This window comes from Streptomyces sp. NPDC001407, assembly GCF_042895325.1.
GTDB lineage: Bacteria > Actinomycetota > Actinomycetes > Streptomycetales > Streptomycetaceae > Streptomyces.
The window spans coordinates 1-26,294 of sequence record NZ_JBIAWF010000046.1 but is presented as its reverse complement, the minus strand read 5'-3'; the positions used below and the strand labels follow the sequence as shown (position 1 = coordinate 26,294).

The window sequence follows — 26,294 nt, the reverse complement described above, 5'->3', positions numbered from 1 at the left end:
CCACGCGAAGCGTGTTGCGGGGCCCCGGCTTCGGGGCACGCAATTCAGCCCGTTGGGGGCACCTCCCAGCGGTAGCTGGGGGAGTTTGAGGACGCTCCCCCAGACTTCGTCCGGAGGGACCCCCAGCAGGGCGCTCTCCGCCGCAGGCGGCAACGGACCCGCACATCGGGGTCTGGGGCAGCGCCCCAGTTTCGGGAAGGGGCGGGATAGGGGAACAACGCGCCGCAGGCACCGACGCACCCGCACCCAGGGGTCCGGGGCAGCGCCCCCCACGCGGCGGAGCCGCAATTAGACGCAGCCGGGAAGCGGCGAGGCAGGGGAACAAAGCCCGCCGCAGCGCACCCACCGGCCCGCAGTCAGGGTGCCGAGGGCGGAGCCCCACGCGGAGCCCCACGCGGAGCCGCACATCAGAACGCAGCCAGGAAGCCGCGGGGTAGCGAAAAAGCCCGCCGCGCCACAGCCGTGAACACCGCCCCAAACAAGTAGCGCCCACCCCACCCCGATGTCACCGTACGTACAGAACCCCTCACGAACAGGAGCCCCCATGCCCCGCATCACCCCCACCCTCTGGTTCGACACCAACGGCAAGGAAGCCGCCGAGTTCTACGTATCGATCTTCCCCAACTCCCGGATCAAGAAGGTGCTGCACTACGGCGAGGGCGGGCCCCGGCCCGCGGGGACCGTGTTGACCGTGGAGTTCTCGCTCGACGGGCAGGATTACATCGCGCTCAACGGCGGGCCACAGTTCACCTTCGACGAGGCGATCTCGCTCCTGATCGACTGTGCCGGTCAGGAAGAGGTCGACTACTACTGGGCCAAGCTCTCGGAGGGCGGCGAAGAAGGGCCCTGCGGGTGGCTGAAGGACAAGTACGGGCTGTCCTGGCAGGTGGCGCCCACCGAGATGAAGGCGTTGCTCAGTGATCCCGACCCGGGGCGGGCGCAGCGGGCCATGCGGGCGATGATGGGCATGAAGAAGATCGACCTGGCGGAGGTGCGCGCCGCGGCGGACGCGGCCGGATAGCGGGCGGCGCGGCGCGCACAACAAGGCCGGTGCTCTCTCCGCGAGATCACCGGCCGCCGCAAACCGAAGCGCGTCAGCGCCCCAGGGACCGCTTGAGCTCGGACTTGTTCATCGAGGAGCGGCCGTGGATGTTGCGGCGCTGTGCCTCGGCGTAGAGCTGGTCGTACGTGGGCCCCTGGGCGCCGCTGTGGGAGCGCTGCCCGCCTCGCTTGGACGAGGACATGTCCTGCGTGGAGCTCTTGCTCGCGGTGCGGGACTCCCCGGACCGGGCGCGCTCCTTGTTCACGGTGCGGGCCGCGATCTCCTTGGCCCGCTTCGTGCTCTCGCCGCGGTCCTCGGCGCTCTCCTTGATGTGTTCGTACTGCCGCTCGCGCTTCGGGCTCGATCCTCGGGGCATCTCTCGCTCCTCAGCGGCGCCCGGGCCTCGCGCCCGGCCGCTCGTACGGGGTGGTCGCGTCCGTTCCACACTGAGACAGGGCGGCGGCGGACGCAACCTCGCCCCGGCCGCTCGTCCTCGGGGGCATGACGCGGGCCGGAAGGGGTACCCGGCGCGCAGGCGAGGGCTATCGGGTGACGGGAACGCCATGGCAGCGAGCGGAGCACGGGACGGGGGGACGGGAGCACCCCGCCCGCCCGCCGAGCCCGGGGAGCCGCCGCCGCGCGGCCGTCACGAGACCGAGGAGGAGCGGGCGGACCGGCGCTGGGGCGAGCTGCTCCAGGAGGTGCGGGTAACCCAGACCGGGGTGCAGATCCTCTTCGGTTTCCTGCTGACCGTGGTCTTCACACCGCGGTTCGCCACGCTGGGCCATACCGACCGCACCATCTACGTCGTCACGGTGGTGCTCGGCGCGGCCACCACCGGGGCGCTGATCGGGCCCGTCTCCTTCCACCGGATCGTCAGCGGCCGGCGGCTGAAGCCGCAGACGGTCGCCTGGGCGTCCCGCCTGACGATGATCGGCGTCGTCCTGCTGCTGGCCACGGTCACCTCGGCCCTGCTGCTCATCCTCCGCATCGCGCTGCACAGCGCGGCCGTGCCGTACGTGGTCGCCGGGGTGGTGACGTGGCTGGCGCTGTGCTGGTTCGGGCTGCCCGGCTGGGCGCTGCGCCGCTACGGGCACCGGGAGTAGCGCGGCGCTTGCGTACGCGGGTGCTACGACCAGGGGTTTCCATGGCGGCGGGGTGGTTACCCGGTGGCTGAGAGCCGCCCTTCAGGAGGTCACCCCGATGACGGAATACGGCTATTTCCTCTCCAGCGAGGAACACGGGCCGGACGAGCTGGTCGAGCAGGCGCGGATGGCCGAGCAGGCGGGCTTCACCAAGCTGTGGATCTCCGACCACTTCCATCCGTGGAACTCGGCGCAGGGCCAGAGCCCCTTCGTCTGGTCGGTGATCGGTGCGCTGTCCCAGGCCACGTCCTTGCCGGTGCAGACGGCGGTGACCTGTCCGACGATGCGGCTGCACCCGGCGGTGACGGCGCAGGCCGCCGCGACCTGTGCCGTGCAGCTGGGCGGGCGGTTCCGGCTCGGGGTGGGCAGTGGGGAGGCGCTCAACGAGCACATCCTGGGCGCCCCCTGGCCCGAGGCGGCCGTCCGGCTGGAGATGCTCCAGGAGGCGGTCCATGTGATGCGGCTCCTCTTCGAGGGCGGGGAGGTCAGCCACCACGGCAAGCACTACACGGTGGAGAACGCCCGGCTGCACACGGTGCCCGACGAGCCCGTGCCCATCGACATCTCGGCGTTCGGCCCGGCGGCGACCGAGCTGGCCGGGCGGATCGGGGACGGTTTCATCACCATGACGCCCGACGGCGAGGCGGTGGACCGCTTCCGGCGCAGCGGTGGCGGGGTGAAGCCGGCGCAGGCCGGGCTGAAGGTGTGCTGGGGGCTGGACCGCGAGCAGGCGGTCCGTACGGCGCACCGGCTGTGGGCCAACGAGCAGTTGCCGGGCGAGCTGCCGCAACTGCTGCCGACGCCCCGGCACTTCGAGCAGGCCAGTGAGCTGGTGACGCCGGAGCAGGTGGCGGACGCGGTGGTCTGCGGTGACGACGTGGAGGCACACGTCGAGGCGGTCACGGCGTACGCGGACGCGGGTTTCGACACGGTCTACGTCAATCAGATCGGCCCTGACCAGCAGGGTTTCTTCGACTTCTACCGCACGAAGGTGCTGCCTCGGCTGCCGGGCCGCGAGGAAGGGGCATAGCGGCCGACAGGGCGCGGGGACTGTAGTGGGCTAGCACCGCGAGGCGCCGGTGCCCAGCGTCGTCCGGGCCCGCGCCACGAGCGCACGGCCCGCCGGGCCGGCGGGGCCGTCGGCGCGCCAGGCGAAGGCGAGGCGGCCGCGGAGTGCCGGGCGGTCGATGGTGATGCTGCGCAGTTCGTCCGACCGGGCCTCGGCGAACGCGCCCGGCAGGATCGCGGCGCCGAGGCCGCGGGCTGCGAGCTGGGCGAGGACGCCGGGGTCGCTGGCCTCGAAGGCGATCCGCGGGGTGAAGCCGGCGGCCGCGCAGGCGTCGTCGAGCCGGGTGCGCAGGCCCGTTCCCCTGGGGAGGCTGATGAGGTCGCGGCCGCGCAGGGTGTCGACCGAGACGGTCCGGTGGACGGCGAGTTCGTGGTCGTGGGCGACCGCGGCGACGATCGGCTGGTCGTCGACGATCCGTATGTCGAGCCCGGCGGGGGTGGTGCTGCCGATGCTGATGACGGCCGCGTCGAGGAGGCCCGCCCGCAGGTCGTCCATGAGCCGGTCGGAGTTGGCCTCGGTGAGGGTGATCTCCACCGCCGGGTGGTCGTCGTGGAATCCCGCCAGCAGGCCGGGCAGGTCGACGTTGTGCGAGGTCACGGTGCCCACGGCGACCCGGCCGCGGACGAGTCCGGTGAGTTCGTCGACGGCGAGCCGGGCGCCTTCGACGGCGGCCAGGGCGGCCCGGGCGTAGGGCAGGACGGCCTCGCCCGCCTCGGTCAGCCGCACCTCGCGGCCCGAGCGGTCCAACAGCTCCTGCCCGAGCTCCCGTTCGAGCTTGCGGATCTGGGCGCTGACGCCGGGCTGGGCCACGTGGGCCTTCTCCGCGGCGCGGGTGAAGTTGCGCTCCTCGGCCACGGCGACGAAGTAGGCGAGCTGCCGGAGTTCCATAACCGCTGATTCTAGCAATCAGAAAACCTATCTCTTGGACTTCTGATCACCGCTGCCACAGAGTGGAAGCACGAGAGAGGAAGTCACCATGACCGTGCACCGTGAATCCGCCCGCACGCCCGAGGACTTGGCCCGCCTGTTCGTGGAGCGCGCCAACGCCGGCGACGCCGAGGGGCTGGCCGCGCTCTACGCCCCCGACGCCGTGCTCGCCTTCCCGCCCGGGACCGCGACGGTCGGCAGGGAGGCGATCCGCGCCGTGTGCGAGCGGATGCTCGCCCACGCACCGCTGCCCTTCGTGGTGGAGGAGCCCCTGCCGACGGTCCGCTACGGCGACCTCGCCCTCACCTCCACCCGCCCGGCGGACGGCACCGGCGGCCGCGTGCAGGTGGCGCGCCGCGAGCCGGACGGCACCTGGCTGCGCGTCATCGACCGCCCCGAGATCCCGGCCGGACGATGACCGTACTGATCGCCGGAGCGGGCATCGGCGGTCTCACCACGGCGCTGAGCCTGCACGCCGCGGGCGTCGACGCGGTCGTGGTGGAGAGCGCCCGGGAGATCCGCCCGCTCGGCGTCGGCATCAACCTCCTGCCGCACGCCGTACGCGAACTGACCGAACTCGGTCTCGGGGACGGCCTCGCAGGGATCGGGGTGGCGACCGCCGAGATCGTCCACTGCGACCGCGACGGCCAGGAGATCTTCACCGAGCCGCGCGGTCTCGCGCAGGGCTACCGCTGGCCGCAGTTCTCGGTCCACCGCGGCGAACTCCAGCTGCTGCTCCTGGCGGCGGTCCGCGAACGGCTGGGCGCCGGCGCGGTCCGTACGGGGATCCGCCTGACGTGCTTCGAGGAGGTGGCGGGCCGCGTACAGGCCGGTCTCGTCGACCGGGCGACGGGCGCCACCGGCGGCATGACCGCCGACGCGCTCGTCGGCGCGGACGGGCTGCACTCGGTGGTACGCGCCCGGCTGCGTCCGGACGGCGGGCCGCTGCTGTGGTCGGGCATCCGGATGTGGCGGGGCACGACGCGGTCCGAACCGTTCCGCGCCGGGCGTTCGATGGCGATCCTGCGCGACGGGGACACCCAGCTCATCGCCTATCCGATCGGCCGGGGCCGGATCAACTGGGTGTGCCAGGTGCGGGAGTCCGCGCCCGCGCCCCTCGCGGAGGAAGCCGGCTGGAACCGCACCGCCCGCGCGGCGGACGTGCTGCCGCACTACGCGGGCTGGCGGCTCGGCGGGCTGGACGTGCCCGCCCTGCTGGCCGGCAGCGAGGAGATCCTCACCTACCCCATGGTCGACCGCGACCCGCTCCCGGCCTGGGGCCGCGGACGCGTGACGCTGCTCGGTGACGCCGCGCACCCGATGTATCCCGTCGGCGCCAACGGCGCCTCCCAGGCGGTCGTGGACGCGCGGGTGCTCGCGTACGAGCTCGCGCGGTCCGGCGACGTGGCCGAGGGGCTGGCCCGCTACGAGGCCGCCCGCCGGGAGCCGACGGCGGCCGTCGTCCTGGCCAACCGCACAATGAACCGTGCCACCGTGCGGTCCCCGCACGACCTGGCCCGTATCACCGACGCCTACCGGCACACCACCGGGAGCGACGTGGACGTGCTCAACGCCCGCGCCTCCCTGACCCCTTGTCAGAAGGAGTGACCCATGGCCACCTTCGTACTCGTCCCGGGCGCCTGGCACGGCGCCTGGTGCTTCGAGCCGCTCGCCCGCGAGCTGCGGCGGCACGGACACGAGGCGTACCCCATCACGCTGTCCGGGGTCGGGGGCCGGAAGCACCTCCTCACCTCCTCGGTCAATCTCGACACGCACATCGACGACGTGGTGAACCTGCTGGTGGACGAGGACATCACCGACGCGGTGCTGGTCGGGCACAGCTACGGCGGCATGGTGATGACGGGGGCCGCCGACCGGATGCCCGAGCGCGTCAAGGGCCTCGTCTACGTCGACGCCTTCGTCCCCGCCGACGGCGACTCCTGCTGGACGCTGGCCAACGCCCCCGTCCGGGACTGGTATCTGCGGGGTGTGGGGGCCCTGGGCTACGCGACCGCGCCCCTGCCCTTCCTCGACCCCCGCGCGACCCCGCACCCGCTGGCGTCCCTGCTCCAGGCGATCCGCCTGCGCGGCGGCCTGGACCAGGTCCGGCGCAGGTATTACGTGTACGCGGAGCGGTGGGAAGCGGAGACGCCGTTCCGGCCCACGTACGAGCGGCTGCTCGACGATCCGGCGTGGCGGGTGCGGGCGGTGGCGTCCACGCACGACGTCATGCGGGGCGCGCCGGGCGAGCTGCTGAAGGTGGCGCTGGAGGCGGCCGGCACCGACTGAGGCCGGCCACCTCGGGGGCGTTCGCTCGTTATGGCTGGTGCCATGCGAACTCCTCGTCGTCCTGCGGCCCGGCTGCGCTCCCCCGTCGTGCTGCTCTGCGCTCTCCTCGCCACCTGCGCCTTCCTGCCGCCCGCGGCGCACCCGCCGGAGGTCACCCGGGTGCGGGCGGACGCGGCGCTCGACGGGGCGTTCGCCGGATATGCGGAGCGGAACCATTCGCCGAGGCACTGGACCGGCGGCGACAGCACGTACTCCGTGCCCGTCCCGGAGGGCGAACTGTGGGTCTTCTCCGACACCTTCCTCGGCACCGTACGCCCCGACGGCTCGCGTTCCCCCCTCACCGGCCGCGGTGCCACGCCCTTCGTGCACAACAGCTTCGTCCTCTGGAACGGCACCGGCCCGCACACCCTCACCGGACGGGACGCGGCCGGCGCCCCCGCGTCCGTCGTGTCCGGCCCGGGGCCCGGCGACTGGTACTGGTCGCGGGCCGGGCTCCCCGGCCGCGGCGGTGTCCAGGTCGTCTACGCGCACTACGCGCGCACCGGTCCCGGACCGCTGGACATCGCCTGGCGCGGCAACGCCCTGGGCCGGTTCGGCCCCGGCGGCGGGCCCGCGCCACGGTCGCTGACGCCGCTGCCCTCGTCGGCCGGCATCGCGTGGGGCGCGTGGCTGTCCCGGGAGGGCGGGCACACCTATGTCTACGGCACCGAGAAGGCTCCCGGCCTCGGCAACCACCTCCACCTGGCCCGCGTCACCGGCTCCGACCTGCGCGGGCCCTGGCAGTTCTGGACCGGCCGCGGCACCTGGTCCCCCGACGAGCACCGCTCCGCCCGGCTGTCCGGGCCGGACGGGGCCGCGCTGCGCACCTCGGACGAACTGAGCGTCGTACGGCACGGCGCCTGGTACGCGCTGTGCACCCAGCGCGCGGACCGGCCGTTCAGCGCGGAGGTGCAGCTCGCCTGGTCGCGCACGCCCAACGGGCCGTTCACCCGGCCCCGTACGGTGTTCACCGCCCCGGAGGCGGGTGCGGGCGGCACCTACCGCGACCGGAACGTCTTCGCCTACAACCCTCACGAGCACCCGGAACTCGAGCGCCCCGACGAGCTCGTCGTCTCCTACAACGTCAACAGCCTCGTGCCGGACGACGTCATCCGCCGGGCGGACATCTACCGCCCGCGCTTCCTGCGCATGACGTTCGGTCACGCCCGGCCGGCGGCTCCGGCGGGTACGAGCCGGTCCAGGGCGGCTGGGTGGTCCGCGCCGAGGCCACGGGCGAAGTCGCGCAGGAGGCCGTGGTAGCGGTAGCGCTCGGGGGCGGGGGTCTCCAGCATGGAGGCGTCCGCGAGCGATTCGGCGAGGTTCTCGGCCGCGTCGCGGGGCAGGCCGAGCAGGGCGGCGACGGCGTCGAGGGGCAGGTCGGGGGTGTCGGGGACGGCGAGCAGCCGGAAGGCGCGCGCCTGCGCGGGCTCCAACCGGTCGTAGCCGCGGCGGAAGGTGGTCTCCACGGAGAGGTCTCCGGTGCGCAGGAAGTCGAGGCGACCGCGGCCGTCGGCGAACCGGGGAAGGATCCAGGCGAGAGTCCAGAAGGGCCGGCTGACGAGCCGGGCGGCGGTGATCCGGACGGCCAGGGGAAGGTGTCCGCAGGCGGCCACCAGTTCCCGCGCGGCGCTCTCGTCGGCGTGCACGCGGTCCTCGCCGACGATGCCGGTGAGCAGGCGGAGGGCCTCGTCGGGGCTGAGGACGCCCAGTTCGGCGGAGCGGGCCGTGGTCAGGGAGGTGAGCCGGGCGCGGCTGGTGACCAGGACGGCGCAGCCGGGCCCGCCCGGCAGCAGGGGCCGCACCTGCCGGGCGTCCCGCGCGTCGTCGAGGACGAGGAGCACGCGGCGTCCGGCGAGCACGGACCGCAGGAGGACGGACCGCTCGGTGAGCCCGGCGGGCAGCGCGTCGCGGGGGATGCCGAACGCCCCGAGGAAGGAGGCGAGGACCTCCTCGGGCGGGGCGGGCCGGCCGTCCTCGCCGTGCAGGTCGGCGTAGAGCTGGCCGTCGGGGAAGTGCGGGGCCAGCGAGTGGGCGAGGTGGACGGCGAGTTCGGTCTTGCCGACGCCGCCGGGCCCGCAGACGACCGCGACGGGCGTCCCGGGACCGAGCAGGGCCTGGCGCAGCGCGGCCTTCTCGGCCTGTCGCCCGCTGAAGTCCGCGGACCTGGCGGGGAGTTGCCTGGGGGCGGGCAGGGGCGTGGGCGGCGGGGTGAAGGGCTCCGGCTCGGACGGGAGGGTTGCGGGCGGTGCGGCAGCGGGGTCCTCGGACGCTTTCGTGAGGGTGTGGACGGGTCCGGTGGGCAGCGCGAGGGCGGGGTCCGCGGCGAGTATCCGGCCGTGCAGCTCCCGCAGCTCCGGGCCGGGTTCGACGCCGAGCTCGGTGATCAGGGTGCGGCGGGCGGCGGCGTACGCGTCCAGGGCCTCGGCCTGGCGTCCGGCACGGTAGAGGGCGAGCATCCGCAGGTGGGACACGCGCTCGCGCATCGGGTGCGCGCCGGCCAGCTCGGTGAGCTCCCCGGTGATGCGGTCGTGGCGGCCGAGCTCCAGCTCGGTCTCCAGGCGGGCTTCGAGGAGTTCGAGGCGGCGCTCGGCCCAACGGGCGCGCTGGCGTTCGGCGTACGGGCCGGGGAGTCCGGGCAGCGCCTCGCCGTGCCACAGCGAGAGGGCCTGCCGCAAGGCCGTCAAGGCCGCTTCCGCGCGTCCGGCGGAGCGGTGGCGGGCCGCCTCGGCCGCGAGGCGTTCGCACTCGGCGGCGTCGACGGTTCCGGGGGCGGTCCCGATGCGGTAGCCGCCCGCGTCGGGGCCGATGGTGCCGTAGCCCAGGACCCTGCGCAGCCGGTAGGCGTAGGTGCGGACGGTGCCCAGGGCCGCGAGCGGCGGCCGTTCGCCCCAGAGGGCGTCGACGAGTTCCTCCGCCGGTACGGTGGTGCCGGCGCGCAGGAGCAGCACCGCCAGGACGCAGCGCTGCTGGCGCGCCCCCAACGGCAGTTCGGTGCTGCCCCGCCAGGCCCGTACCGGTCCGAGGACGGTGAATCGCAACGGATCCGCGGGTTCTTCCCCACCCATGCCCAAAGCCCCTGTTCGTCCTGAGAAACCCCTGGTCACAGGGTAAACGCGGGCAAGCCGCGCCCCGGCATGGGAAAGCCGCGAGACCGGGCGGGCTCTCGCGGCTTCGGGTGGGGCGCTGCGTCAGGAGGCCGGGATCGGGCCTTCCAGTTGTTCGCTGATCCACTGGATGGGGCCCTGGCCCATGCTCGGCACGTAGGTGTAGGCGTCGTGTTTGCCGCCCTCGATCACCTTCACGTTGGTGTGGACCGGTCCCTTGCCGTAGGTGGCGACGAACTTCTTGACCCCGTTGATCGTGATGGGGTCCTCCCGCGTGCCGTACTGGAAGGCGAGGTAGACCTCCGGGCCGCCCTTGGCGATCAGGTCCTTGGCCAGCAGCTCGGGGTTGTTCTCGTCCATCTCCTTCTTGTGGCCCTTCCACAGCGGGGAGTCCGGGACGATGTCCGGGCCGGAGGCGATGGCGGCCTTGAAGCGGTCGGGGTGCTTGAGCACGGCCTTCATGCCCGCGAAGCCGCCGGAGGAGGAGCCCATGAAGGCCCAGCCGTCACGCGACTTGATGGTCCGGAAGTTCTGCTTCATCAGGTCCGGGACGTCGTCGGTGAGCCAGGTGCCCATCTTGGGCTGGCCGGGGATGTCGCTGCCGTCCCAGTACGTCCCGTTGTTCTTCGGGTTCAGCACGGGCATGGCCAGCAGGAAGGGCTTGCTCTTGCCCTCCGCGTACCACTTGGAGATGGACGACTGGAGCTTGAGGTTGGTGCCCATCCAGTAGTTGTCCGGGAAGCCGGGGCCGCCGGGCAGGGCGACGAGCACGGGGAAGCCGCTGTTGGCGAACTTGGCCTCGCCGTACTCCTTGGGGGCCCAGACCCAGACCTTGCCCGTGAAACCGGACTTCTTGCCCTCCAGGGTGGTCACGGCGATGTGCGTGCCGTCGCCCAGGGTGTTGACGTTCTTGAACTCGGCCTGGGGCCCGGTCGGCATCAGGACCTTGGAGTCGGCGGCGGGCTGCGCGCCGTTGTTCCCGCCGGCCTGGCCGCCGTTGCCCGCGGGCGCCGGCTGGCCGAAGCTGACCTTCTCACCCTTGTCGGAGAACGGTCCGATCTTGAGGTAGTCGAGGACACCCCCCGTGATCAGTCCGAGTACGGCTATGGACGCCACAACGATGGTCCATCGTTTGGCGCGTGATGCACGGCGGTGGCCACGGGACTGGTAGGCCCCGGAAGGTGAGTGCGTCATCGCGTCGCTCCGGATGATGCTGTTGCCCCGAAGGACATGATGGTCTGTTCCGTCCTACTGGAGCACCTGACCCCGTCACAGGTTCCCACCGGGGATCGTGACCTTGGTCATCATGTGCGCGGGGCTCCGCCCGTCACGGAATCAACACATCGGACCCGTGAACTGTTTCCGCCCCTGGGCGGGCAGGAGAATCTTACGCGGCCACGGCCGGCGTCCTGCGCCGTGCCGTAGTTTGGGCCGTGCCCGGCGGACGTGGGCATCGATTCGGGCAGGGGGCGGCAGTGGGCGGTTCGAGCATCGAGGCTCCGGCGGGGCGGCTGCGGCCGCGTGGCCTGGCCGACTTCCGGGGAGTGGGCGGCGCCCCCGCCCTGCTGTCCTATCCGCCCGGCGCCGTGGTCGTCGTGTCGGGTCTGCCCGGCAGCGGCAAGAGCACCCTGCTGCGCCGCTGGGGCGGGGCCGCCGCCACCGCGGTGGACCCGCGCGATGTCCACGAGGCGTGCGAGGCGGTGATGCCCGCGCGCCTGCCGTACGCGGTCTACCGGCCGTGGGCACGCCTGGAGCACGTGCGGTGGCTGCGCGCGGCCGTGCGCGCGGGCGACCCGGTGCTGGTGCACGACTGCGGCAGCCGCCCGTGGCTGCGGCGATGGCTCGCCCGGTCCGCCGGGCGGCAGGGGCGCGAGCTGCATCTGGTGCTGCTGGACGTCGGCGCGGCCGAGGCCCTGGCGGGCCAGGACGCCCGGGGCCGGTGGGCTCCTGGCCGGGTCTTCGCCCGGCACGACCGGCGGCTCGTCGCACTCCTGCGGGCACTCTCCGGCCCCGCCGGGGCGAGCGCCGTTCCGGAGGCGGCTTCGGTCGTCCTGCTCGACGGGACCTCGCGGCAGCGTGTGGCGGCGGTGGAGTTCGTCCCGGAGGGCGGGCACGTCCCCGGCCCGCGTACGACTGCCGCTCCCGCCCGCCGGGAGGGCGCGTAAGACTTTCGTCATCACCGTCCCGGATCGCACCCGCCCCCGCGGCCCGTTGGAACCCCTGACAGCACATGGCTTTCAGGAGGACGAGATGGGACGCGTACGACGGATGCCCGGCAGGCCGGTCGTGGTGGGGTTGCTGGTGGCCGGGCTTGTGGCGGTCGGCGCGGGGGTGGTCTGGTTCCAGCCGTGGAAGCTGTGGGTCGACACCACGGTGCGGGAGACCGTGCCCGCGGCGGCGGACGCGCCGGGGCGCGGCCCGCGGACCCTGGCCGTGGGCGAGCTGATCAGCCATGAGCACAGCACGAGCGGTACGGTGCGGATCCTCGAACTGCCCGACGGCACACGCACCTTGCGGCTGGAGAACCTCGACACGAGCAACGGCCCGGACCTGCGCGTCCTGATCACCGACGCCCCGGTGAAGGAGGGCCGGGCCGGCTGGTACGTCTTCGACGACGGCGCCCACCGGAGCCTCGGCTCCCTCAAGGGCAACAAGGGCGACCAGAACTACGCCCTGCCCGCCGGTCTGGACCTCGACAGGTTCACGAGCGTCAGCATCTGGTGCGACCGCTTCGACGTCTCCTTCGGCGCGGCCGGGCTCACCCGCGTCTGACGCGGGGCCCGGCCGCGCCGTCCCTCGGTCAGGAGCCTCCCACCTGGGTGGTGGCGGCGACCGGGGCGGTGCCCGATACCGAGCAGGCGACGGTGACGCCGAAGACGTGCACGGTGGCGTCGCCGGGCGAGAAGGTCGTGGCGCCCGCGTTGTCGAGCCGGGCGGACGCCTTGCCGCCGGTCACCGTGACCGGGGTGCCGCTCGGGATGGTGTCGGAGTTGGTGAAGCCGGTGGCGGTGGCGCTGCCCGTCGCCGCGCCGCCGAGGTCGAGTTTCAGCTCACCGCTGACGCTGCCGGCCGGGATGTCGATGGGCGCGGTGAGCGTCGTGATCACATCGACGGTGAGGTCCGCGGTGCCGCCCTGCTCGACACTGGCCGGAGCCGTCACGGCGATGCTCAGGGACTGCACGCCGCTGGGGGCGCCGGGTCCGGTGCAGGTGTACTGGACGGCGACGGTGTCGGCCAGGGCCGGCGGTGCGGCGAGCCCGACGCCGACGCCCGCGAGGACGGCGGCCATGGCCACGCCGGCGATCGAGCGGGGGCGGTTGGGGGGTCTCTTCGTCGTACGCATCGGGTGCTTCCTTCCTGCCCGGGGTGGGGGTTGCCGGGCGGACACGAAAAGCCGAGTGACGTGTACGCGTCATGGGTCCCACGGGGTGCCGGAGAAGTCAACAGCCGCACACAGAACCAACCAGTTGGTTTCTCTGCCCGATTCCGGGCAGGTGATGGGCGTACGGCGGGCATGCGAATGGCCGGGCCGCCCCCCCCTCACGCGGCCCGGCCAAGTCCGGGAAATCAGCCCTGGAGCGCCTGCCCGTCGCCCTCCGCGGCCGCGCGCGCCCGCTCCTTGTGCGCCTCCCAGATCCGGCCGCCGCGGTCCGGCGCGGTGTCCAGCCGGCCCAGGACGCCGGGCACGGCGATGCTCGGGAGGAAGCAGTCGTAGAGCATCGCGATGCGGTCCTCCAGCGCCTCGCCGTCGTCGGCCGCCGCCGTGGCGACGATCTCCACACCGGTCCACGCGCTCACGAAGAGCACCGAGATCTGCCGCGGGTCGACATGCGGCAGCAGCTCGCCCTGCTCCTTGGCAGCGGTCAGCATCTCCGCGAGATAGTCGATCCACCCCGCCCACGACGTGCCGAACAGCTCCCGCGCCCGGCGGTCGGCAGACAGCCGGATCGGGGCGCTGAGCAGCGGCTCCTTCGGCAGCCGGTGGGCGAGCACCATGCCCACGTCCACCCACTCCTGGACCTTGGACTCCTGCGGTATGACGCCCTCGGTGGTGATCGCCGCTTCGAGGACCCCGCGCGCCAGCTCCTCCTTGGACGCGAAGTGGAAGTACAGCGCACCCTTGGTCACCCCCGCCCGCGAGAGGATCTCGGCGATCGTCGCGGACTCGTACCCGAACTCGTCGAAGACGGCACCGGCCGCTTCCAGGATCGTGCGGCGAGTCTGGATCGCCCGCGCCTGTTTCGCCACGAGGGCACCTCCTGCATCGCACGAAAATAAAACCGGCCAGTTCGTATATTATCACCGGCCGTCGAACCCCTGGCCGCCCCTGGACGCTATCGCGTACGGGAACCGGCCCCGCGCCGGGCGACCGCCCGGGTGGCGTGACGGCCGATCGGGTGTCCGAGGTAGCGGTGAGCGGGAAGGGGCACAGGGTGCCTGCGCTCTCCGACCCCCTGACGACACTGGTGCGGCGCGGCCGGGAACCTGCGGTCGTGCAGACGGTGCGTTCCACGCTGGCCGCGGTGATCTCCTACGTGGTGGCCCTGTGGCTCAGCCGGGAACCGGCGCCGCTGACCGCCCCGCTGACGGCGCTGCTGGTCGTGCAGGTGACGCTCTACGCCACCTTGACCACCGGCATCCGCAGGGTGAACTCGGTGGTGGCGGGCGTGCTCATCGCCATCGGCTTCAGCGTGCTGGTGGGGCTGACGTGGTGGAGCCTCGGGCTGATCATCCTGGCGTCGCTGGTCATCGGCCGGTTCGTGAAGGTGGGCGAGTTCGTCCCCGAGGTGGCGATCAGCGCGATGCTCGTCCTGGGGGTCACCCGGGTCGCGGAGACCTCCTGGGACCGGGTGCTGGAGACGCTGATCGGCGCGGTCGTGGGCCTGCTGTTCAACGTCCTGTTCGTGCCCCCGGTGTGGGTGCAGCCCGCCGGGGAGGCCATCGAGGACCTGGCGGGCCGGATGCGCCGGCTGCTCCAGGACATCGGACAGGAGATCAGCGGCCACACCACGGTCGCCGAGGCGGCGGCCCGGCTGCACGAGGCGCGGAAGCTGGACCACGACATCGTCGAGGTCGACGCCGCGCTGCGGCAGGCGGAGGACAGCCTGCGGCTCAACCCCCGGGTCCGGGAGGGCCTGCTCTACCGCGTGGTGCTGCGCACGGGTCTCGACGCGCTGGAGATCTCGGCGGTGGTCCTGCGGGTCACCGCCCGCACCCTGACCGACCTGGCCAAGGAGCGCACCGACGAGCCGCTGTTCACGGAGGACGTGGCCGAGGCGCTGGAGGAGGTCTTCGACGGGCTCGCCCGCGCGGTGCAGAGCTTCGCGGTCGTCATCACCACGCACGTGACCACGAACGCGGAGGACGCGGAGATCCGGCTCGGCGAGGCGCTGGCCGCCGGGCGCACCGCCCGCGACCGGGCGGCCCACCTCCTGCTCGACAAGGTGCTGGAGCATCCGCGCCAGTGGCAGCTGCACGGCGCCCTGCTGACGGAGATCGACCGGATCCTGGACGAACTCGACGTGGAGAAGCGCACCCAGCGCCTGGTGGAGGAACTCGACCTCCGCTCGCGGGAGCAGCGGGAGCGTCATCCCGTGCTCGACAGCCTCAAACGCCGCCTGCGCAGCAGCCGTTTCGGCCGCCGCAGCACCCTGGGCTGAGCGGGCCTCCCATGCCGGCCGGGGAATACGGCCGATATGACGGGAAGTTGGCCTGGTCGTACGGACCGTGACGGTCAACTATGGGCCAAAACCTGGCAGGAGACCTCGTGACGATCTACGATCACACCGGCCGGGGGGCAAGTGCGAAGGGGCTCGTGATGCTGCCAGGAACTGTCCGGGGGAAGGGACAGCGAGGGAGCCGCACCGCGCGCGTCCCCGGCCGTCGTGGTCTCACGGTGGCACTGTGACGCGCCGCGGCTACCGGGTTCTCTGTCCCCCTGTCCCGACCCTTCCTGGAGAGCCGACCGAGATGCACTGGAGGCGTCTGCGCCGTCGATGTCAGCAGGTCATCGGCGGCATTCCGATCCCCGACCCGTTCTCCGCCCAGGAGTTGTGCGCCCGGCTCGCGGCCGACCGCGACCGGCCGCTGCGGCTGCTGGCGCTGCCCACACCGACGGTTCCCGGCACGCCGTCGGGAATGCTGCTGTCGGTGGACACGGAGGACTTCGTGCTCTACGACGCGCAGACCAGCCCGCTGCACCAGGAGCACATCATCGTGCACGAGATCGGGCACCTGGTCTGCAACCACCGGTCCGCGGTGGACGACCAGGAGCTCTACCGCCACCTCGACATCAGCGACCCGCGGTCCGTCCGGCAGGTGCTGGCCCGCATCCGCTACGGCGACGAGCAGGAACAGGAGGCGGAGATGATCGCCACGCTCATCCTGGAGGCCGCCGGCCGGGTCCCCGCGCCGACGCTGCTGTCGGGGATGCTGGGCGGGCTGGAATCGGCCATGGGCCTGCGGACCGGCCACCGTACGGGGGCGTCGTGTTCCGCTCGTTAGACCAGCCGTGGGTGGAGAACGCCGGCATCATCGCCCTGTGGACGGTGGCCGTCGTCCGGGCTCCGCAGGGCATCCGGCACCGCGAGCAGCGGCCGCTGTGGTTCGCGCTCGTGATGATCGCGCTGGCGATGTCGATGCATCTGGAGCCGGTGACCGACGTGCTGGCGCGGGTGATCGCGGACGCCCACTGGATCGACCTGTCCACGCACCTGTTCAGCATCGTCGACGCGGCGGCGGTGCTGTGGTTCATCTTCGGCGCGGCGGGGCGGCAGCGCCGTACGACCCTGGTGTTCGGGGCCGCGCTCGCGGTGATGGTGACGCTGGTGCTGCTGGACCTCGGCGGGCCCCCGCACGCCCGCAACCAGATCGCCCCCTCCCGGGACATCGCGAGCGTGCCGGACGCCTATTGGTGGGTGTTCTTCGCCTTCCACCTGACCGCCGACACCACGTGCGGCATCGTCTGCTGGAGCTACGGCCGCAGACCGGGCACGCCACGGCTGCTGCGCCTGGGCCTGCGGCTGTTCGGCACGGGCATCCTGCTGGCGTCCTTGCTGTGGGTGCTGAAGCTCTTCTATCTGCGGACGCGGTCCACCGTCTTCGCCCCACTGTTCTCGCCGGTGACCGGCGTGGAGGCGGCGTTCATGGCACTCGGGGCGGCGCTGCCCGTGCTGGCCCTGGTCCGGGACCACCTGCGGGACCGCAGGTCCTACCGCGGGCTGGACCGGCTGTGGCAGGACCTGACGGCGACCACGCCGGACGTGGTGCTGCGGCCGGGCAACCGGCTGGGCGCCGCGGCCGTGCCGCTCCAGCTGCTCCTCTACCGCAGGGTCATCGAGATCAGGGACGCGATGATCGTGCTGCGGAACTACGTCCCCGCCTCGACCCTCGGGGTCGTCCGCACGCACGTCGAGGGCCAGGGCGTGCCGGAGCCGCTGGTCGACGCGCATGTGACGGCGTGCTGGCTGGCCGCGGCCCTGCACGCCAAGCGCTCCGGGCAGGACCCGCAGGCCCAGACGGCCAATCTGGCGGGACCGGGGGCGCAGGATCTCGCCGACGAGATCGGCAGCCTGCTGAAGGTCGCGTCGGCGTACCGCTCGCCGGCCGTCCACGCGTACCGCGCCTCGCTCGGCAGCCCGGTCTGACCCGGCTCTCACCGATACCTCTCGCAGATCCCTCTCAGCAAAGGACAAGCACGTGCTCATCGCCTTCACGCTGACGCCGCTCGGCGTCGGGGAGTCCTTCCCGGAACACATCGCGGACGCGGTACGGATCATCCGCGAATCGGGGCTGCCGACCCGCTCCGACGCGATGTACACGACGATCGAGGGCGAGTGGGACGAGGTGATGGACGTCGTCAAGCGAGCCACGGAGGCCGTCGCCGCCACGGCGCCACGGGTGCAGCTCGTCCTCCAGGCCGATCTGTGGCCGGGGATGGAGCGGCCGCTCGACGGCAAGGTCGAGCTCATGGAGCGGCACCTGCCGGGCTACGGCGCGCGCTGAGGACCGGCGTGGCGGCGTTGCGCCATCCGTGTTGCGATGGAGGGAGCGAAGGGCCCGCCGCCCGGCCTGTGCGCGGTCGGGGACCCAGGAGGCCGCGGGACGAGGCCCGGCGCACCCCATCGTCGTGCGCGCAAGTCAGGAGCGATCATGGCTACGAGAAAGCAGCTCAAGGCCCGCGAGATCATGTCCGCGGGCGTGCAGTGTGTCGACGAGCAGCAGTCGCTGGCCGACGCGGCGGAGATGATGCGTGACCTGGCGGTCGGCTGTCTGCCCATCTGCGGTTCCGACAACCGCCTCAAGGGCCTGATCACCGATCGGGACATCGTCGTCAAGTGCGTCGCCGAGGGTCGCGACCCGGCGGGGGTGAAGGCCGGCGAGCTGGGCTCGCAGCTGCACTGGATCGATGCCGAGGCGGACGCCACGGAGGCGCTGGAGAGCATGGAGCGCCACCAGATCAAGCGGCTTCCGGTCATCGACGTCCGCAACGACCACCGCCTGGTCGGCATGATCACGGAGGCCAACCTCGCGAAGAACCTCAGCGACGAGCAGATCGCGGAGTTCGCGGCGAGGGTCTACGCCGCCGCCCACTGACCCGCTTCCCTGACGGACTTTCGGCTGATCGGCCGACAGGGCGTCACCCCCGTAGCGGACGGCCCATCAGGTTCCGAAAGGGCCACTGGCGCCCCGTCAACGGGCGCCGCGTGCAGGCGAATTGGAGGATACGAAGGGGTTCTGACGGAGGGAAAGAAGACGACCGGAGCGGCCATGGGGTACCCCCTTGGCCGCTGTCCGATTGCGGGGTCCCAGGGGCGGCCGCAAGGTGATCGTTGAAGATCCCTCCGCTCCAAGGAGTACGTCCATGCCCGCTCCTCGCACCACCGGCCTCGCCCTCGTCAGCGCAGCGTGCGGCACCGTCGCGCTCGTGATGACGACCTCTCTGGCGACGCCCGCACCCGCGGCTCCCCCGCACGTCACCAAGGCCGCGGCCGCCGCACCCGCCGCACCCGCACGCGCCGTGCTGGCACCCGACGCACTGCGGCGGGCCGCCGCCGACGGGGTGAAGGCCATCGACACCAACGTCGTCACCGCATCGGCCAACACGGCCGCGCAGAGCTGCGACGCGGCTCAGCCGGCGCCGCAGAAGGACATCCGCAACTGTGCCTCCGTCAAGGAGCACCTCACCAAGCTCAACGGCGCCCGGGCCGCGCTCCAGCAGCAGGCGACGGCCGCGACACCCGACGTCAACACCATCGCGACGGCGACGACCGACGCTGTCGGGGCGACGGCGCAGCTCGCCAAGAACGACATCGCCGTCACCCCGGACTCGCGCAGCATGAACGGGGCGCACTTCGGCGGCGGTGGTCTGCTGAGCGTGGTGGGCGGGCTCCTCCACGGCCTCGTCGGCGCCCTGCGCCCCGCGGTCGGCGGCTTGGACGCCCTGGTCAGCGGCTTGCTCACCAGCCTGCTCACCTGACCGCCGGCCAGGAGCGGCGGCCCCGTACAGCCGGACCCGACGGGACCGGTGAGACGGGGCCGCACCCGGCCCCGACGCCCCGTCAGTGCCGGTCAGTGCCGGTCAGTGCCCGGTGCGCTCCGGCTTGGCCTCGCTGGGCCGCACGATGACGTGCCCCTGCCCCTCCAGCTTCAGCTGCACCGCCTCGCCCGATCCGCCGCGCAGCATGGAGCCGAGGCTCTGCGACCGGTGGAGGGAGGTGTGCAGGTCGGTGGTCCAGCCGACGACGGCGTCGGTGTCGACGAAGACCGGCGCGCCGGGGGTGACCGGGATGACGATCGGGTTGCCCTCGCAGATGACGCCGAGCTTGCCGTGGCCGGTGAAGACGGAGTTGAAGATCCCGCCGCCGGTCATGCCCGCGCCCTTCACGACCTTGATCTCGTAGGAGAGGGTGGGGTCGAAGCACAGGACGTTACGCCCGTTGATGGTGAGGCTCCGGCCGGGCGCGATGTCCGCGATGAAGCAGTTGGCCGCCTCGTGCGCGAACCACACGTCGCCCTGGCCCTTGGCGGTCATCAGCGCGAGGCCCTCGCCGGTCACGGCGCGCTTGAGGAAATTCCCCACGCCCTGGCCGAGCTTCTCGAACTGGAGGTTGCCGCGGAAGGCGACCATCGCTCCCTGGCGCGCGTAGCACTCGCCCTGGACGACGTACTTGATCGACTTGGCGTTCTGCAGGGTCATGCCCGGCGCGGTGGCGGGCTGAACCATGTTCTCGGGGGCGAAGAGGTCGCTGTGCATGAGCAGCATGATCCACTGCGGCCCGCAGATCACCAAACGCGGCCCGTACGGGGCGGACGGGCCCTGCCGTCAGCCCATGCCCATCCGGTCGAGCCAGGCCAGCTGGATGGATTCGAGGATTCGCAGATTCACCCGGGTGGGGTCGCCGCTGAAGCCGCTCAGCCCGGCCACCCGGTCGCGCAGATCCAGGAAGTCGACCTTCAGGGGCTCCGCACCGGGGTGCTTCTCGGCGAGGCCCGCCGCGATCCGATCGATGTCAGTCCACTGCATGGGCTGAAGTGTGTCCCACCCGGCCCGCCGGGTCCAGGCCACCACCCGCCGCGCTCGACGCCCACCCGGCCCGGCGGCGGCCCGGCGCCTCAGCGGGCTGCCGCGGGCGGTACGTCCTGGAGGGTGCGCAGGTGCGTACGGACGTGATCGGCGGCGCCCTCACCACCGGGCACCCGCTCCCACAGGGCGAGCAGTCCGGCGGCCAGGCCGGGCGCCCGCTCCCCGCTGTGCTGCCAGCAGTAGTGGGCCCGCTTCACCGCGGCGACCGCCTCGGCGTCGCCGGTCCCGCCGCGCTCCAGCCGGGCGCGCGCCGCCGACATCCACAGCTCCGCCGCCCGCCCGTGATCACCCGCCAACCGGGCCAGATCGGCCCGCACTTCGGTCCAGAGCCCCGCTTCCGGGCTCTGCGGGCCGTGCCGCCGCAGCGCCTGCTGTTCCCACGCGGCAGCCATCGCGGCCGCCTCGTTGTGGCGCCCGGCACGGGCGGCGGCGAGGATCCCGGCCAGCGGGTCGTCCTGCGCGGGCACCGCCGCCGCGGGCGCGGGCACGGCGTCGGCGGGTGCCCGTACGGCGACGGGCACGGGCGTCAGGGGTGCGAGGGCCGAGAGCGGCACGGCGTCGCGGACCGGCGCCCGTTCGGGGGCGGGGGCCGAACGCGCCAGGTGGGCGGCGTTGTTCAGGACCGGCCCTGACGCGCCGTAGGCCAGGGCCAGCGCCTGGCCGCCCAGCCCCGACTCGGCGAGCGCCCACTGGTGCACCGCCGCCGCGTCCACGGCGGGGCCCGCGCCCGGACTGCCCGCGCGCAGCGCGCCGAGGAAGGCCCGGGTGTACGGTCCGGCCTCCTGCGCGGGCGCGGGCGGAGCGGGGGTGACGACGCCGAACAGCGCGATGCCCTCGGACAGTTGCCCGCTCTCGGCGGCGGCTGCTACCGTCGGCCAGGTGGCGGGGTCGGCCTCGACGTCGGCCACCAGCAGCACCGGCCCCTGGTGCGCGCCGAGCGTGCGCGTCAGCCACGACCAGGGCAGTCCCGTATAGCGGACGGAGCCCGGTGTGCTGCCCGACAGGGCCAGGTGCACCTCACCGCCGCCGCGGCGGCGCGAGGAGGAGACCATCAGCCGCCCGGTCACCCAGACCAGGAGCGGGCCGGGGCCCGCGGCGGCGTGCTGGAGATAGGCCAGCACGCTCTGCTGGCCCGCCGCGCCGGGCAGTTGGACGACGTCGACCGCGTCCGCCGACACGAGCCCCCGTGGATCCGCCCCCACCACCGCGTGCAACGTGGGATTCGGCACCGCACCACGACGCCGGTCAGGCGTGCCGTCCAGCAACAGCACACAACCCCGACTCGGGTGATTCACAGTCCACATCCCTCCGGCCTGACCGCTCTCCCCAGCCGCACCCCCGCCACCCCGGGCGGTACGGGGAGGCAACAGCAACTGTAGATGCCATGGCCCTCATCGGGGGCGGGATGCCCCACGGCCACCGCGCCAGGGGCACGCCGAAATCCGGCCCCTGCTACCGGAATCGGTGCGATCCGGGCGCGGTGACCGCAGTCAGGAGGGGCGGCGGCGCCTCGCGCCGCCGCCCCTGCCGTTCCGCGTCAGCCCATCGCGGCCCGGACGGTCGGGCTGTCGTCCAGCGCGGTGTGGGAGACCTCCCGGCAGAGCGGGACGTTGCCGGTGCTGGTGACGTACACCCCGCTCACCCACGTCGGCCTGTCCCGCAGCTGGTACCACACGTTGTTGCCGCCGACGTCCTGCGCGCGGACCTTGCAGCGCAGCGCGGTCTTGGTACCGCGGGCGAGCGTGGCCCGCACCGGGGCGTCGGTGCTGGGGTAGGCACGCTCGTTGAGACCGGTCGTGCTGCTGATCGTGCCGAACGGCTTGCCCGGTACCGGTACCGGGGCCGACGCGTGTGCGGGCGTGGCTGCCAGCATCCCCCCGGCCAGCACGGCCACCGAGAATGCCACGCCACGGGCCACGAGTGTCTGGGTCATAAACAGCTCCCTGTTGTCCGGAGTGGATAACGCACTGCCCAATTTCCCACCCCTCAACCAGGGGTAAACCGGAATAAACCGAGACACACCCATCCAGACTCATGGGGCCAGGGTGAACCTCTCCACACCGGTCACCCCGCCGGGTGCCCGCCGTCAGTCGCCGGGCTCGTTAGGCGCCGCCTTCTTGCGGGCGCGGCTGGGCTGGACCCGCTTCGGCTCGCCCTTCATCTTGGGGTGTTCGGGCGGATAGGGCAGATCACCCAGCCCGTGCTCGCGTTCGTCGCGGTCCGCGAGCTCCAGGGCCGCGTCCAGGCCGCAGGGCTTCTCCTCCATGCCCGCGTGCACGTCCCCCACGTCCGCGTAGCGGTCCGGCATGCTGGCGAGGTCGAAGTCCTCCGGTACTGCGGTCGGCACCTCCTCCCACAACAGGGGTGCGGACACGGGGGCGTGCGGGCGGGGGCGCACGGAGTAGGCGCTGGCGATGGTGCGGTCACGCGCGGTCTGGTTGTAGTCGACGAACACCTTCTCCCCGCGCTCCTCCTTCCACCACTTCGTGGTGACGCTCCCCGGCATGCGCCGTTCCAGCTCGCGGGCCACCGCGATGGCGGCGCGCCGCACCTGGACGAACGTCCACCGGGGCAGGATCGGCACGAACACGTGCAGACCGCGCCCGCCGGAGGTCTTCGGCCAGCCGACGAGTCCCAGTCCCTCCAGCACACCGCGCAGTTCCAGGGCGGCCCGCACCGCGTCGGCGTACGAGGTGCCGGGCTGCGGGTCCAGATCGATGCGCAGCTCGTCGGGGTGCTCGGTGTCGTCGCGGCGCACCGGCCAGGGGTGGAAGGTGAGGCACCCGAGGTTCGCCGCCCACACCACGGCCGCGACCTCGCGGGGACACAGCTCGTCGGCGTAGCGGCCGCTGGGGAAGGCGATCCGGCCGGTGGGGATCCAGTCGGGGAGGTTGTGCGGCGCGCGTTTCTGGAAGAACGACTCACCGCCGACCCCGTCCGGATAGCGCTCCAGCGTCGTCGGCCGGTCCCGCAGCGCGCGGACGATTCCGTCCCCGACGGCGAGGTAATAGCGGACCACGTCGTATTTGGTGAAACCACGCTCGGGGAAATACACCTTGTCCGGGTGGGAGATCCGCACGACCCGGTCACCGACGGTGAGTTCCATTGCCTCGCCCATGCGCTCACGCTAAGCGCGCCCTCCACCTGCCACAACACACCGCGCGGGAGCCGACGGGCGCGCGGATCCGTACGCCCGCACAATCACGGTCATGGAACTCCCCGTCATGCCACCGCTGCGGCCGATGCTGGCGAAGACCGCACCGGCCATTCCGCCCGGCATGCAGTACGAAGCGAAATGGGACGGCTTCCGGGCCGTCGTCTTCCGCGACGGCGATTCCATCGAACTGGGCAGCCGCACCACCAAGCCGCTGACCCGGTATTTCCCCGAGGTCGTCCGCGCCCTGCTCGACCAGCTGCCGCCGCGCTGCGTATTGGACGGCGAGATCGTCATCGCCCGGGAGGGCCGCCTGGACTTCGACGCCCTGCTCGAACGCATTCACCCGGCCGCCTCCCGCGTCACCCACCTGGCCCAGGTCACGCCGGCGAGCTTCGTCGCCTTCGACCTGCTCGCCCTCGGCGACGACTCGCTGCTCGACACCCCGCAGAGCGCCCGCCGCGAGGCGCTCGAGAACGCGCTCCGCGACGCCTCACCGCCACTGCACCTCACGCCGGTGACCCACGACCGGGCCACGGCCCAGGCGTGGTTCGAGCAGTTCGAGGGGGCCGGCCTGGACGGTGTGATCGCCAAGCCGCCCGGCCTCCCCTACCGGCCGGGCGAGCGCGCCATGATCAAGGTCAAGCACGAGCGGACCGCCGACTGTGTGGTCGCGGGCCTGCGGCTGCACAAGAGCGGCCCCGTCGTCGGCTCCCTGCTGCTGGGGCTGTACGACACGGCGGGCCGGCTCCAGCACGTCGGCGTGTGCGCGTCGTTCCCCATGCGCCGCCGCCAGGAGCTGATGACCGAGCTCGCGCCGCTGCGCATGGAGACCGTGGCAGGCCACCCCTGGCAGCAGTGGGCGGACCCCCAGGCGCAGGCCACGGGCCGGCTGCCGGGCGGCCCGTCGCGGTGGACGGGGACCAAGGACCTCTCCTGGCTGCCCCTGCGCCCGGAGCGGGTCTGCGAGGTCGCCTACGACCACCTCCAGGGCGACCGCTTCCGCCACACCACCCAGTTCCGCCGCTGGCGCCCCGACCGGGAGCCCGAACAGTGCACGTACGCCCAGCTGGAGGAGACGCCCGGCTTCGACCTCGCCGACGTCCTCGGGGGCTGACCCCGGGGCCGTACGGGCCGGCGGGTCAGTCCTGGGCGCGCTGGGTGACCTCGGCGTCGGTGCGGTCGCCGAGGAACTCGTACCAGCGGCGCCGGAGGCATACGTAGCGGGTGTCCGCCTCCACCAGCTGGAGGAACGCGGCGACCGCCTCCACCAACCGCTCGTGAAGTCCGGTGTCCGCGAGGTCCCCGCTGTCGGTGAAGCCCTCGTGCGCGCGGGCGAGGCTGAACATGTCGGGGTAGACGCGGGTGCCGAGGTGTTCGAGCGGCACGCGCAGGGCCCACAGGCCGCGGTTCCCGCCGACGAGGGACGGTGACGCGGAGACGAGCAGCGCGTGCTTGTCCTTGAACGGCTGTGGCTTGATCCGGGACACCCAGTCGATGGCGTTCTTGATCCCGCCGGGGACGGAGGCGTTGTACTCCGGGGACGCGATCACGAGTGCGTCGCTGCGCGACAACCGCTCGCTCAACGCCAGCGCGCCCGGCGGCAGTCCCTCGGCGACCTCGGTGTCGCCGTCGTAGACCGGCATGGCGAACTCCCCCATATGGGCGAGATCCGCGGTGGCTCCGGCCTCCTGGACCAGCCGGGCCACCAGCGCGGCCAGGCGGGCGTTGAGCGAGCCGCCCCGCAGTGAGGCGCCGAGGACGAGCACGTCCATCGGCGGGGGCGAAGCGTCGGTGGCCATACGGGCCCTCCTCTTGGTGATCCCGCATCCAGCGTCCGCTCTCCGCACCCGCTCCGCACCCCCACCGGGCCGTACGGATCCGGGTAGGGATGGCTGGGGAACACGGAATCCGGCGGAAGGGCCGGCTTCCGGCAGAAGAGCGGAAAGATCCGGAAGATCGGAAAGCTCGGGAGATCGGGAAACCTCGGGAAGCTCGGGAAGAGAGGACCGGCCATGGTGCGGATCGAATGCGCGACCGTGCTCGTCACCGGCGCCAACCGCGGTATCGGAAAGGCCCTTGTGGCGGAATTCCTCGCGCGTGGTGCGAAGCGCGTCTACGCGGCCGCGCGGAATCCGGCGGCGGGGCAGGGGGAGGGCCGGGTGGTGCCGCTCCGGGTGGACCTCACCGAGCCCGGCACGATCGCCGCCGCGGCGCGGACCGCCACCGATGTCACCCTGCTCGTCAACAATGCCGGCCTGCTCGGGGTCGGCCATCTGCTCGACATGGACCTGGACGACGTCGAGCGCGTGATGCGCACCAACTACCTGGGCACGCTGCGGATGATCCGGGCCTTCGTGCCGGTCCTGGAGCGCAATGAGGGCGGGGCGATCGTCAATGTCATCAGCGTCGGGGCCTTCGGCGGCACGCCGTCGCTGGGCGGCTATCCCCCGTCCAAGGCGGCCCTGAATTCCCTGACCCAGGCGATCCGGCACGATCTGGCGCCGCGCTCCATCACCGTGCACGGGGTGTTCCCGGGTCCGGTCGGCACCGACATGTTCGACAAAGTCACCGACTACGACCCGGCGTTCGGCGAATTCCCGCCCGCGACGGCGGGAGAGGTGGCGCGGGCGACGCTCGACGCCCTCGCCTCCGGGGACGAGGACATCTTCCCCGACGCGTTTTCCCTGCAACTGCGGGCCGAGTGGGAAAGGGACCCGAGGGCTGCGGAGCGAATGCTGCACAGAGAAGCGTAGGAGAGGCGGGAAAAGCCTCGCCCTATGCCGGGCTGCGTTCTCCGACCCGGCCCGTCACACCCGCCGCCTCCGACCCACCCGGCGCCACAACCGACACCCCACCACCCGAACCACCCTCACCACGCCGCCCCACCCACCAAAAACACAACGGACCCAACGACGTCACCAACGCCAACAACGCCCA

Annotated in this window: 29 protein-coding genes; 17 read left to right on the top strand and 12 right to left on the bottom strand. The window is 72.6% G+C overall.

The genetic code is table 11. The features are described from left to right. The first annotated feature begins 544 nt into the window (after positions 1-544). Positions 545-1,021 carry a VOC family protein gene (locus ACFY1P_RS34510; protein WP_361529467.1) on the top strand — a complete coding sequence of 159 codons (477 nt, stop codon included), beginning with the start codon at positions 545-547 and terminating at the stop codon, positions 1,019-1,021. 73 nt (positions 1,022-1,094) lie between these two features. Here ACFY1P_RS34510 and ACFY1P_RS34505 read toward each other — a convergent pair whose 3' ends face one another. After that, positions 1,095-1,418, bottom strand: a complete 324-nt coding sequence (locus ACFY1P_RS34505) for a plasmid stabilization protein (RefSeq protein WP_361529464.1) — start codon at positions 1,416-1,418, stop codon at positions 1,095-1,097. A gap of 187 nt (positions 1,419-1,605) precedes the next feature. Between ACFY1P_RS34505 and ACFY1P_RS34500 the strand changes: the two genes are divergently transcribed. Together ACFY1P_RS34500 and ACFY1P_RS34495 are read left to right on the top strand one after the other, a co-directional pair. Continuing rightward, positions 1,606-2,148 carry a DUF6328 family protein gene (locus ACFY1P_RS34500; protein ID WP_361529461.1) on the top strand — a complete coding sequence of 181 codons (543 nt, stop codon included), beginning with the start codon at positions 1,606-1,608 and terminating at the stop codon, positions 2,146-2,148. Positions 2,149-2,245: 97 nt separating this feature from the next. Next, positions 2,246-3,217 carry an LLM class F420-dependent oxidoreductase gene (locus ACFY1P_RS34495; protein ID WP_361529458.1) on the top strand — a complete coding sequence of 324 codons (972 nt, stop codon included), beginning with the start codon at positions 2,246-2,248 and terminating at the stop codon, positions 3,215-3,217. 30 nt (positions 3,218-3,247) lie between these two features. Here the strand turns inward: ACFY1P_RS34495 and ACFY1P_RS34490 are convergent, their stop codons facing one another. Beyond that, positions 3,248-4,144 (bottom strand): LysR family transcriptional regulator, encoded by an 897-nt coding sequence (locus ACFY1P_RS34490; protein WP_390752928.1) that lies wholly within the window; start codon positions 4,142-4,144, stop codon positions 3,248-3,250. Between the two features lie 88 nt (positions 4,145-4,232). Here ACFY1P_RS34490 and ACFY1P_RS34485 point away from each other — a divergent pair, with 88 nt between their 5' ends. The 4 genes from ACFY1P_RS34485 to ACFY1P_RS34470 are packed head-to-tail and all read left to right on the top strand — an operon-like array spanning position 4,233 to position 7,771. Continuing rightward, positions 4,233-4,601 carry a nuclear transport factor 2 family protein gene (locus tag ACFY1P_RS34485; protein WP_361529453.1) on the top strand — a complete coding sequence of 123 codons (369 nt, stop codon included), beginning with the start codon at positions 4,233-4,235 and terminating at the stop codon, positions 4,599-4,601. Next, on the top strand, positions 4,598-5,791 hold the full coding sequence (locus tag ACFY1P_RS34480; RefSeq protein ID WP_390752927.1) for a flavin-dependent oxidoreductase: 1,194 nt from the start codon (positions 4,598-4,600) through the stop codon (positions 5,789-5,791). Before ACFY1P_RS34485 ends, ACFY1P_RS34480 begins: the two co-directional genes overlap by 4 nt. Before the next feature lie 3 nt (positions 5,792-5,794). Continuing rightward, positions 5,795-6,472 carry an alpha/beta hydrolase gene (locus ACFY1P_RS34475; protein ID WP_361529447.1) on the top strand — a complete coding sequence of 226 codons (678 nt, stop codon included), beginning with the start codon at positions 5,795-5,797 and terminating at the stop codon, positions 6,470-6,472. A 42-nt stretch (positions 6,473-6,514) separates the two neighbouring features. Next, positions 6,515-7,771 carry a hypothetical protein gene (locus ACFY1P_RS34470; protein ID WP_390752926.1) on the top strand — a complete coding sequence of 419 codons (1,257 nt, stop codon included), beginning with the start codon at positions 6,515-6,517 and terminating at the stop codon, positions 7,769-7,771. Here ACFY1P_RS34470 and ACFY1P_RS34465 read toward each other — a convergent pair. Both ACFY1P_RS34465 and ACFY1P_RS34460 read right to left on the bottom strand, forming a co-directional pair. Beyond that, positions 7,672-9,576: a BTAD domain-containing putative transcriptional regulator gene (locus ACFY1P_RS34465; RefSeq protein WP_390752925.1), complete on the bottom strand. Its 1,905-nt coding sequence runs from the start codon at positions 9,574-9,576 to the stop codon at positions 7,672-7,674. The two genes, ACFY1P_RS34470 and ACFY1P_RS34465, sit on opposite strands and share 100 nt — an antisense overlap. A gap of 123 nt (positions 9,577-9,699) precedes the next feature. Continuing rightward, entirely contained in the window at positions 9,700-10,722 is a 1,023-nt protein-coding gene (locus tag ACFY1P_RS34460; RefSeq protein WP_361529470.1) for an alpha/beta hydrolase-fold protein, read from the bottom strand. A 368-nt stretch (positions 10,723-11,090) separates the two neighbouring features. On the opposite strand from ACFY1P_RS34460, the gene ACFY1P_RS34455 reads away from it, so the two are divergent. Both ACFY1P_RS34455 and ACFY1P_RS34450 read left to right on the top strand, forming a co-directional pair. Next, on the top strand, positions 11,091-11,780 hold the full coding sequence (locus ACFY1P_RS34455; protein WP_361529438.1) for an AAA family ATPase: 690 nt from the start codon (positions 11,091-11,093) through the stop codon (positions 11,778-11,780). A gap of 85 nt (positions 11,781-11,865) precedes the next feature. Beyond that, entirely contained in the window at positions 11,866-12,387 is a 522-nt protein-coding gene (locus ACFY1P_RS34450; protein WP_361529435.1) for a DM13 domain-containing protein, read from the top strand. Positions 12,388-12,415: 28 nt separating this feature from the next. Here the strand turns inward: ACFY1P_RS34450 and ACFY1P_RS34445 are convergent, their stop codons facing one another. Then, a complete protein-coding gene (locus ACFY1P_RS34445; protein WP_361529432.1) occupies positions 12,416-12,958 on the bottom strand; it encodes a hypothetical protein in 543 nt (180 codons plus the stop codon). A gap of 224 nt (positions 12,959-13,182) precedes the next feature. Then, on the bottom strand, positions 13,183-13,863 hold the full coding sequence (locus ACFY1P_RS34440; protein WP_390752924.1) for a ScbR family autoregulator-binding transcription factor: 681 nt from the start codon (positions 13,861-13,863) through the stop codon (positions 13,183-13,185). Between the two features lie 185 nt (positions 13,864-14,048). On the opposite strand from ACFY1P_RS34440, the gene ACFY1P_RS34435 reads away from it, so the two are divergent. From ACFY1P_RS34435 to ACFY1P_RS34410, 6 genes are all read left to right on the top strand, one after another. Then, a complete protein-coding gene (locus ACFY1P_RS34435) occupies positions 14,049-15,275 on the top strand; it encodes an aromatic acid exporter family protein (RefSeq protein ID WP_390752923.1) in 1,227 nt (408 codons plus the stop codon). Positions 15,276-15,585: 310 nt separating this feature from the next. Next, positions 15,586-16,119: a ParH-like protein gene (locus tag ACFY1P_RS34430; RefSeq protein WP_361529423.1), complete on the top strand. Its 534-nt coding sequence runs from the start codon at positions 15,586-15,588 to the stop codon at positions 16,117-16,119. After that, positions 16,104-17,261, top strand: coding sequence for an MAB_1171c family putative transporter (locus ACFY1P_RS34425; RefSeq protein ID WP_390752922.1), 1,158 nt, complete (start codon positions 16,104-16,106; stop codon positions 17,259-17,261). Before ACFY1P_RS34430 ends, ACFY1P_RS34425 begins: the two co-directional genes overlap by 16 nt. Positions 17,262-17,313: 52 nt before the next feature. Further along, complete coding sequence (locus tag ACFY1P_RS34420; protein WP_361529417.1) at positions 17,314-17,619, top strand: MTH1187 family thiamine-binding protein; 306 nt, start codon at positions 17,314-17,316, stop codon at positions 17,617-17,619. Between the two features lie 147 nt (positions 17,620-17,766). Further along, on the top strand, positions 17,767-18,210 hold the full coding sequence (locus ACFY1P_RS34415; protein ID WP_361529414.1) for a CBS domain-containing protein: 444 nt from the start codon (positions 17,767-17,769) through the stop codon (positions 18,208-18,210). A gap of 268 nt (positions 18,211-18,478) precedes the next feature. Then, a complete protein-coding gene (locus ACFY1P_RS34410; protein ID WP_361529411.1) occupies positions 18,479-19,093 on the top strand; it encodes a hypothetical protein in 615 nt (204 codons plus the stop codon). A 102-nt stretch (positions 19,094-19,195) separates the two neighbouring features. Here the strand turns inward: ACFY1P_RS34410 and ACFY1P_RS34405 are convergent, their stop codons facing one another. From ACFY1P_RS34405 to ligD, 5 genes are all read right to left on the bottom strand, one after another. Next, entirely contained in the window at positions 19,196-19,870 is a 675-nt protein-coding gene (locus tag ACFY1P_RS34405; protein ID WP_390752921.1) for an AIM24 family protein, read from the bottom strand. A gap of 69 nt (positions 19,871-19,939) precedes the next feature. Beyond that, positions 19,940-20,140: a Fe-S cluster assembly protein IscX gene (gene iscX, locus ACFY1P_RS34400; RefSeq protein WP_361529405.1), complete on the bottom strand. Its 201-nt coding sequence runs from the start codon at positions 20,138-20,140 to the stop codon at positions 19,940-19,942. An 89-nt stretch (positions 20,141-20,229) separates the two neighbouring features. Then, on the bottom strand, positions 20,230-21,429 hold the full coding sequence (locus ACFY1P_RS34395) for a hypothetical protein (protein WP_390752920.1): 1,200 nt from the start codon (positions 21,427-21,429) through the stop codon (positions 20,230-20,232). A 308-nt stretch (positions 21,430-21,737) separates the two neighbouring features. Continuing rightward, entirely contained in the window at positions 21,738-22,133 is a 396-nt protein-coding gene (locus ACFY1P_RS34390; RefSeq protein WP_361534841.1) for an SH3 domain-containing protein, read from the bottom strand. Positions 22,134-22,286: 153 nt separating this feature from the next. Next, the gene (gene ligD, locus ACFY1P_RS34385; RefSeq protein WP_390752919.1) at positions 22,287-23,318 is read right to left on the bottom strand and encodes a non-homologous end-joining DNA ligase; all 1,032 of its coding nucleotides are present in this window, start codon (positions 23,316-23,318) and stop codon (positions 22,287-22,289) included. Positions 23,319-23,409: 91 nt separating this feature from the next. Between ligD and ACFY1P_RS34380 the strand changes: the two genes are divergently transcribed. After that, positions 23,410-24,471 carry an ATP-dependent DNA ligase gene (locus tag ACFY1P_RS34380; protein WP_361534835.1) on the top strand — a complete coding sequence of 354 codons (1,062 nt, stop codon included), beginning with the start codon at positions 23,410-23,412 and terminating at the stop codon, positions 24,469-24,471. 25 nt (positions 24,472-24,496) lie between these two features. On the opposite strand, the gene ACFY1P_RS34375 is transcribed toward ACFY1P_RS34380, so the two are convergent. Next, entirely contained in the window at positions 24,497-25,156 is a 660-nt protein-coding gene (locus tag ACFY1P_RS34375; RefSeq protein WP_361534832.1) for an NAD(P)H-dependent oxidoreductase, read from the bottom strand. 213 nt (positions 25,157-25,369) lie between these two features. On the opposite strand from ACFY1P_RS34375, the gene ACFY1P_RS34370 reads away from it, so the two are divergent. Next, entirely contained in the window at positions 25,370-26,110 is a 741-nt protein-coding gene (locus ACFY1P_RS34370) for an SDR family oxidoreductase (RefSeq protein ID WP_390752918.1), read from the top strand. The last annotated feature ends 184 nt before the right edge of the window (positions 26,111-26,294 follow it).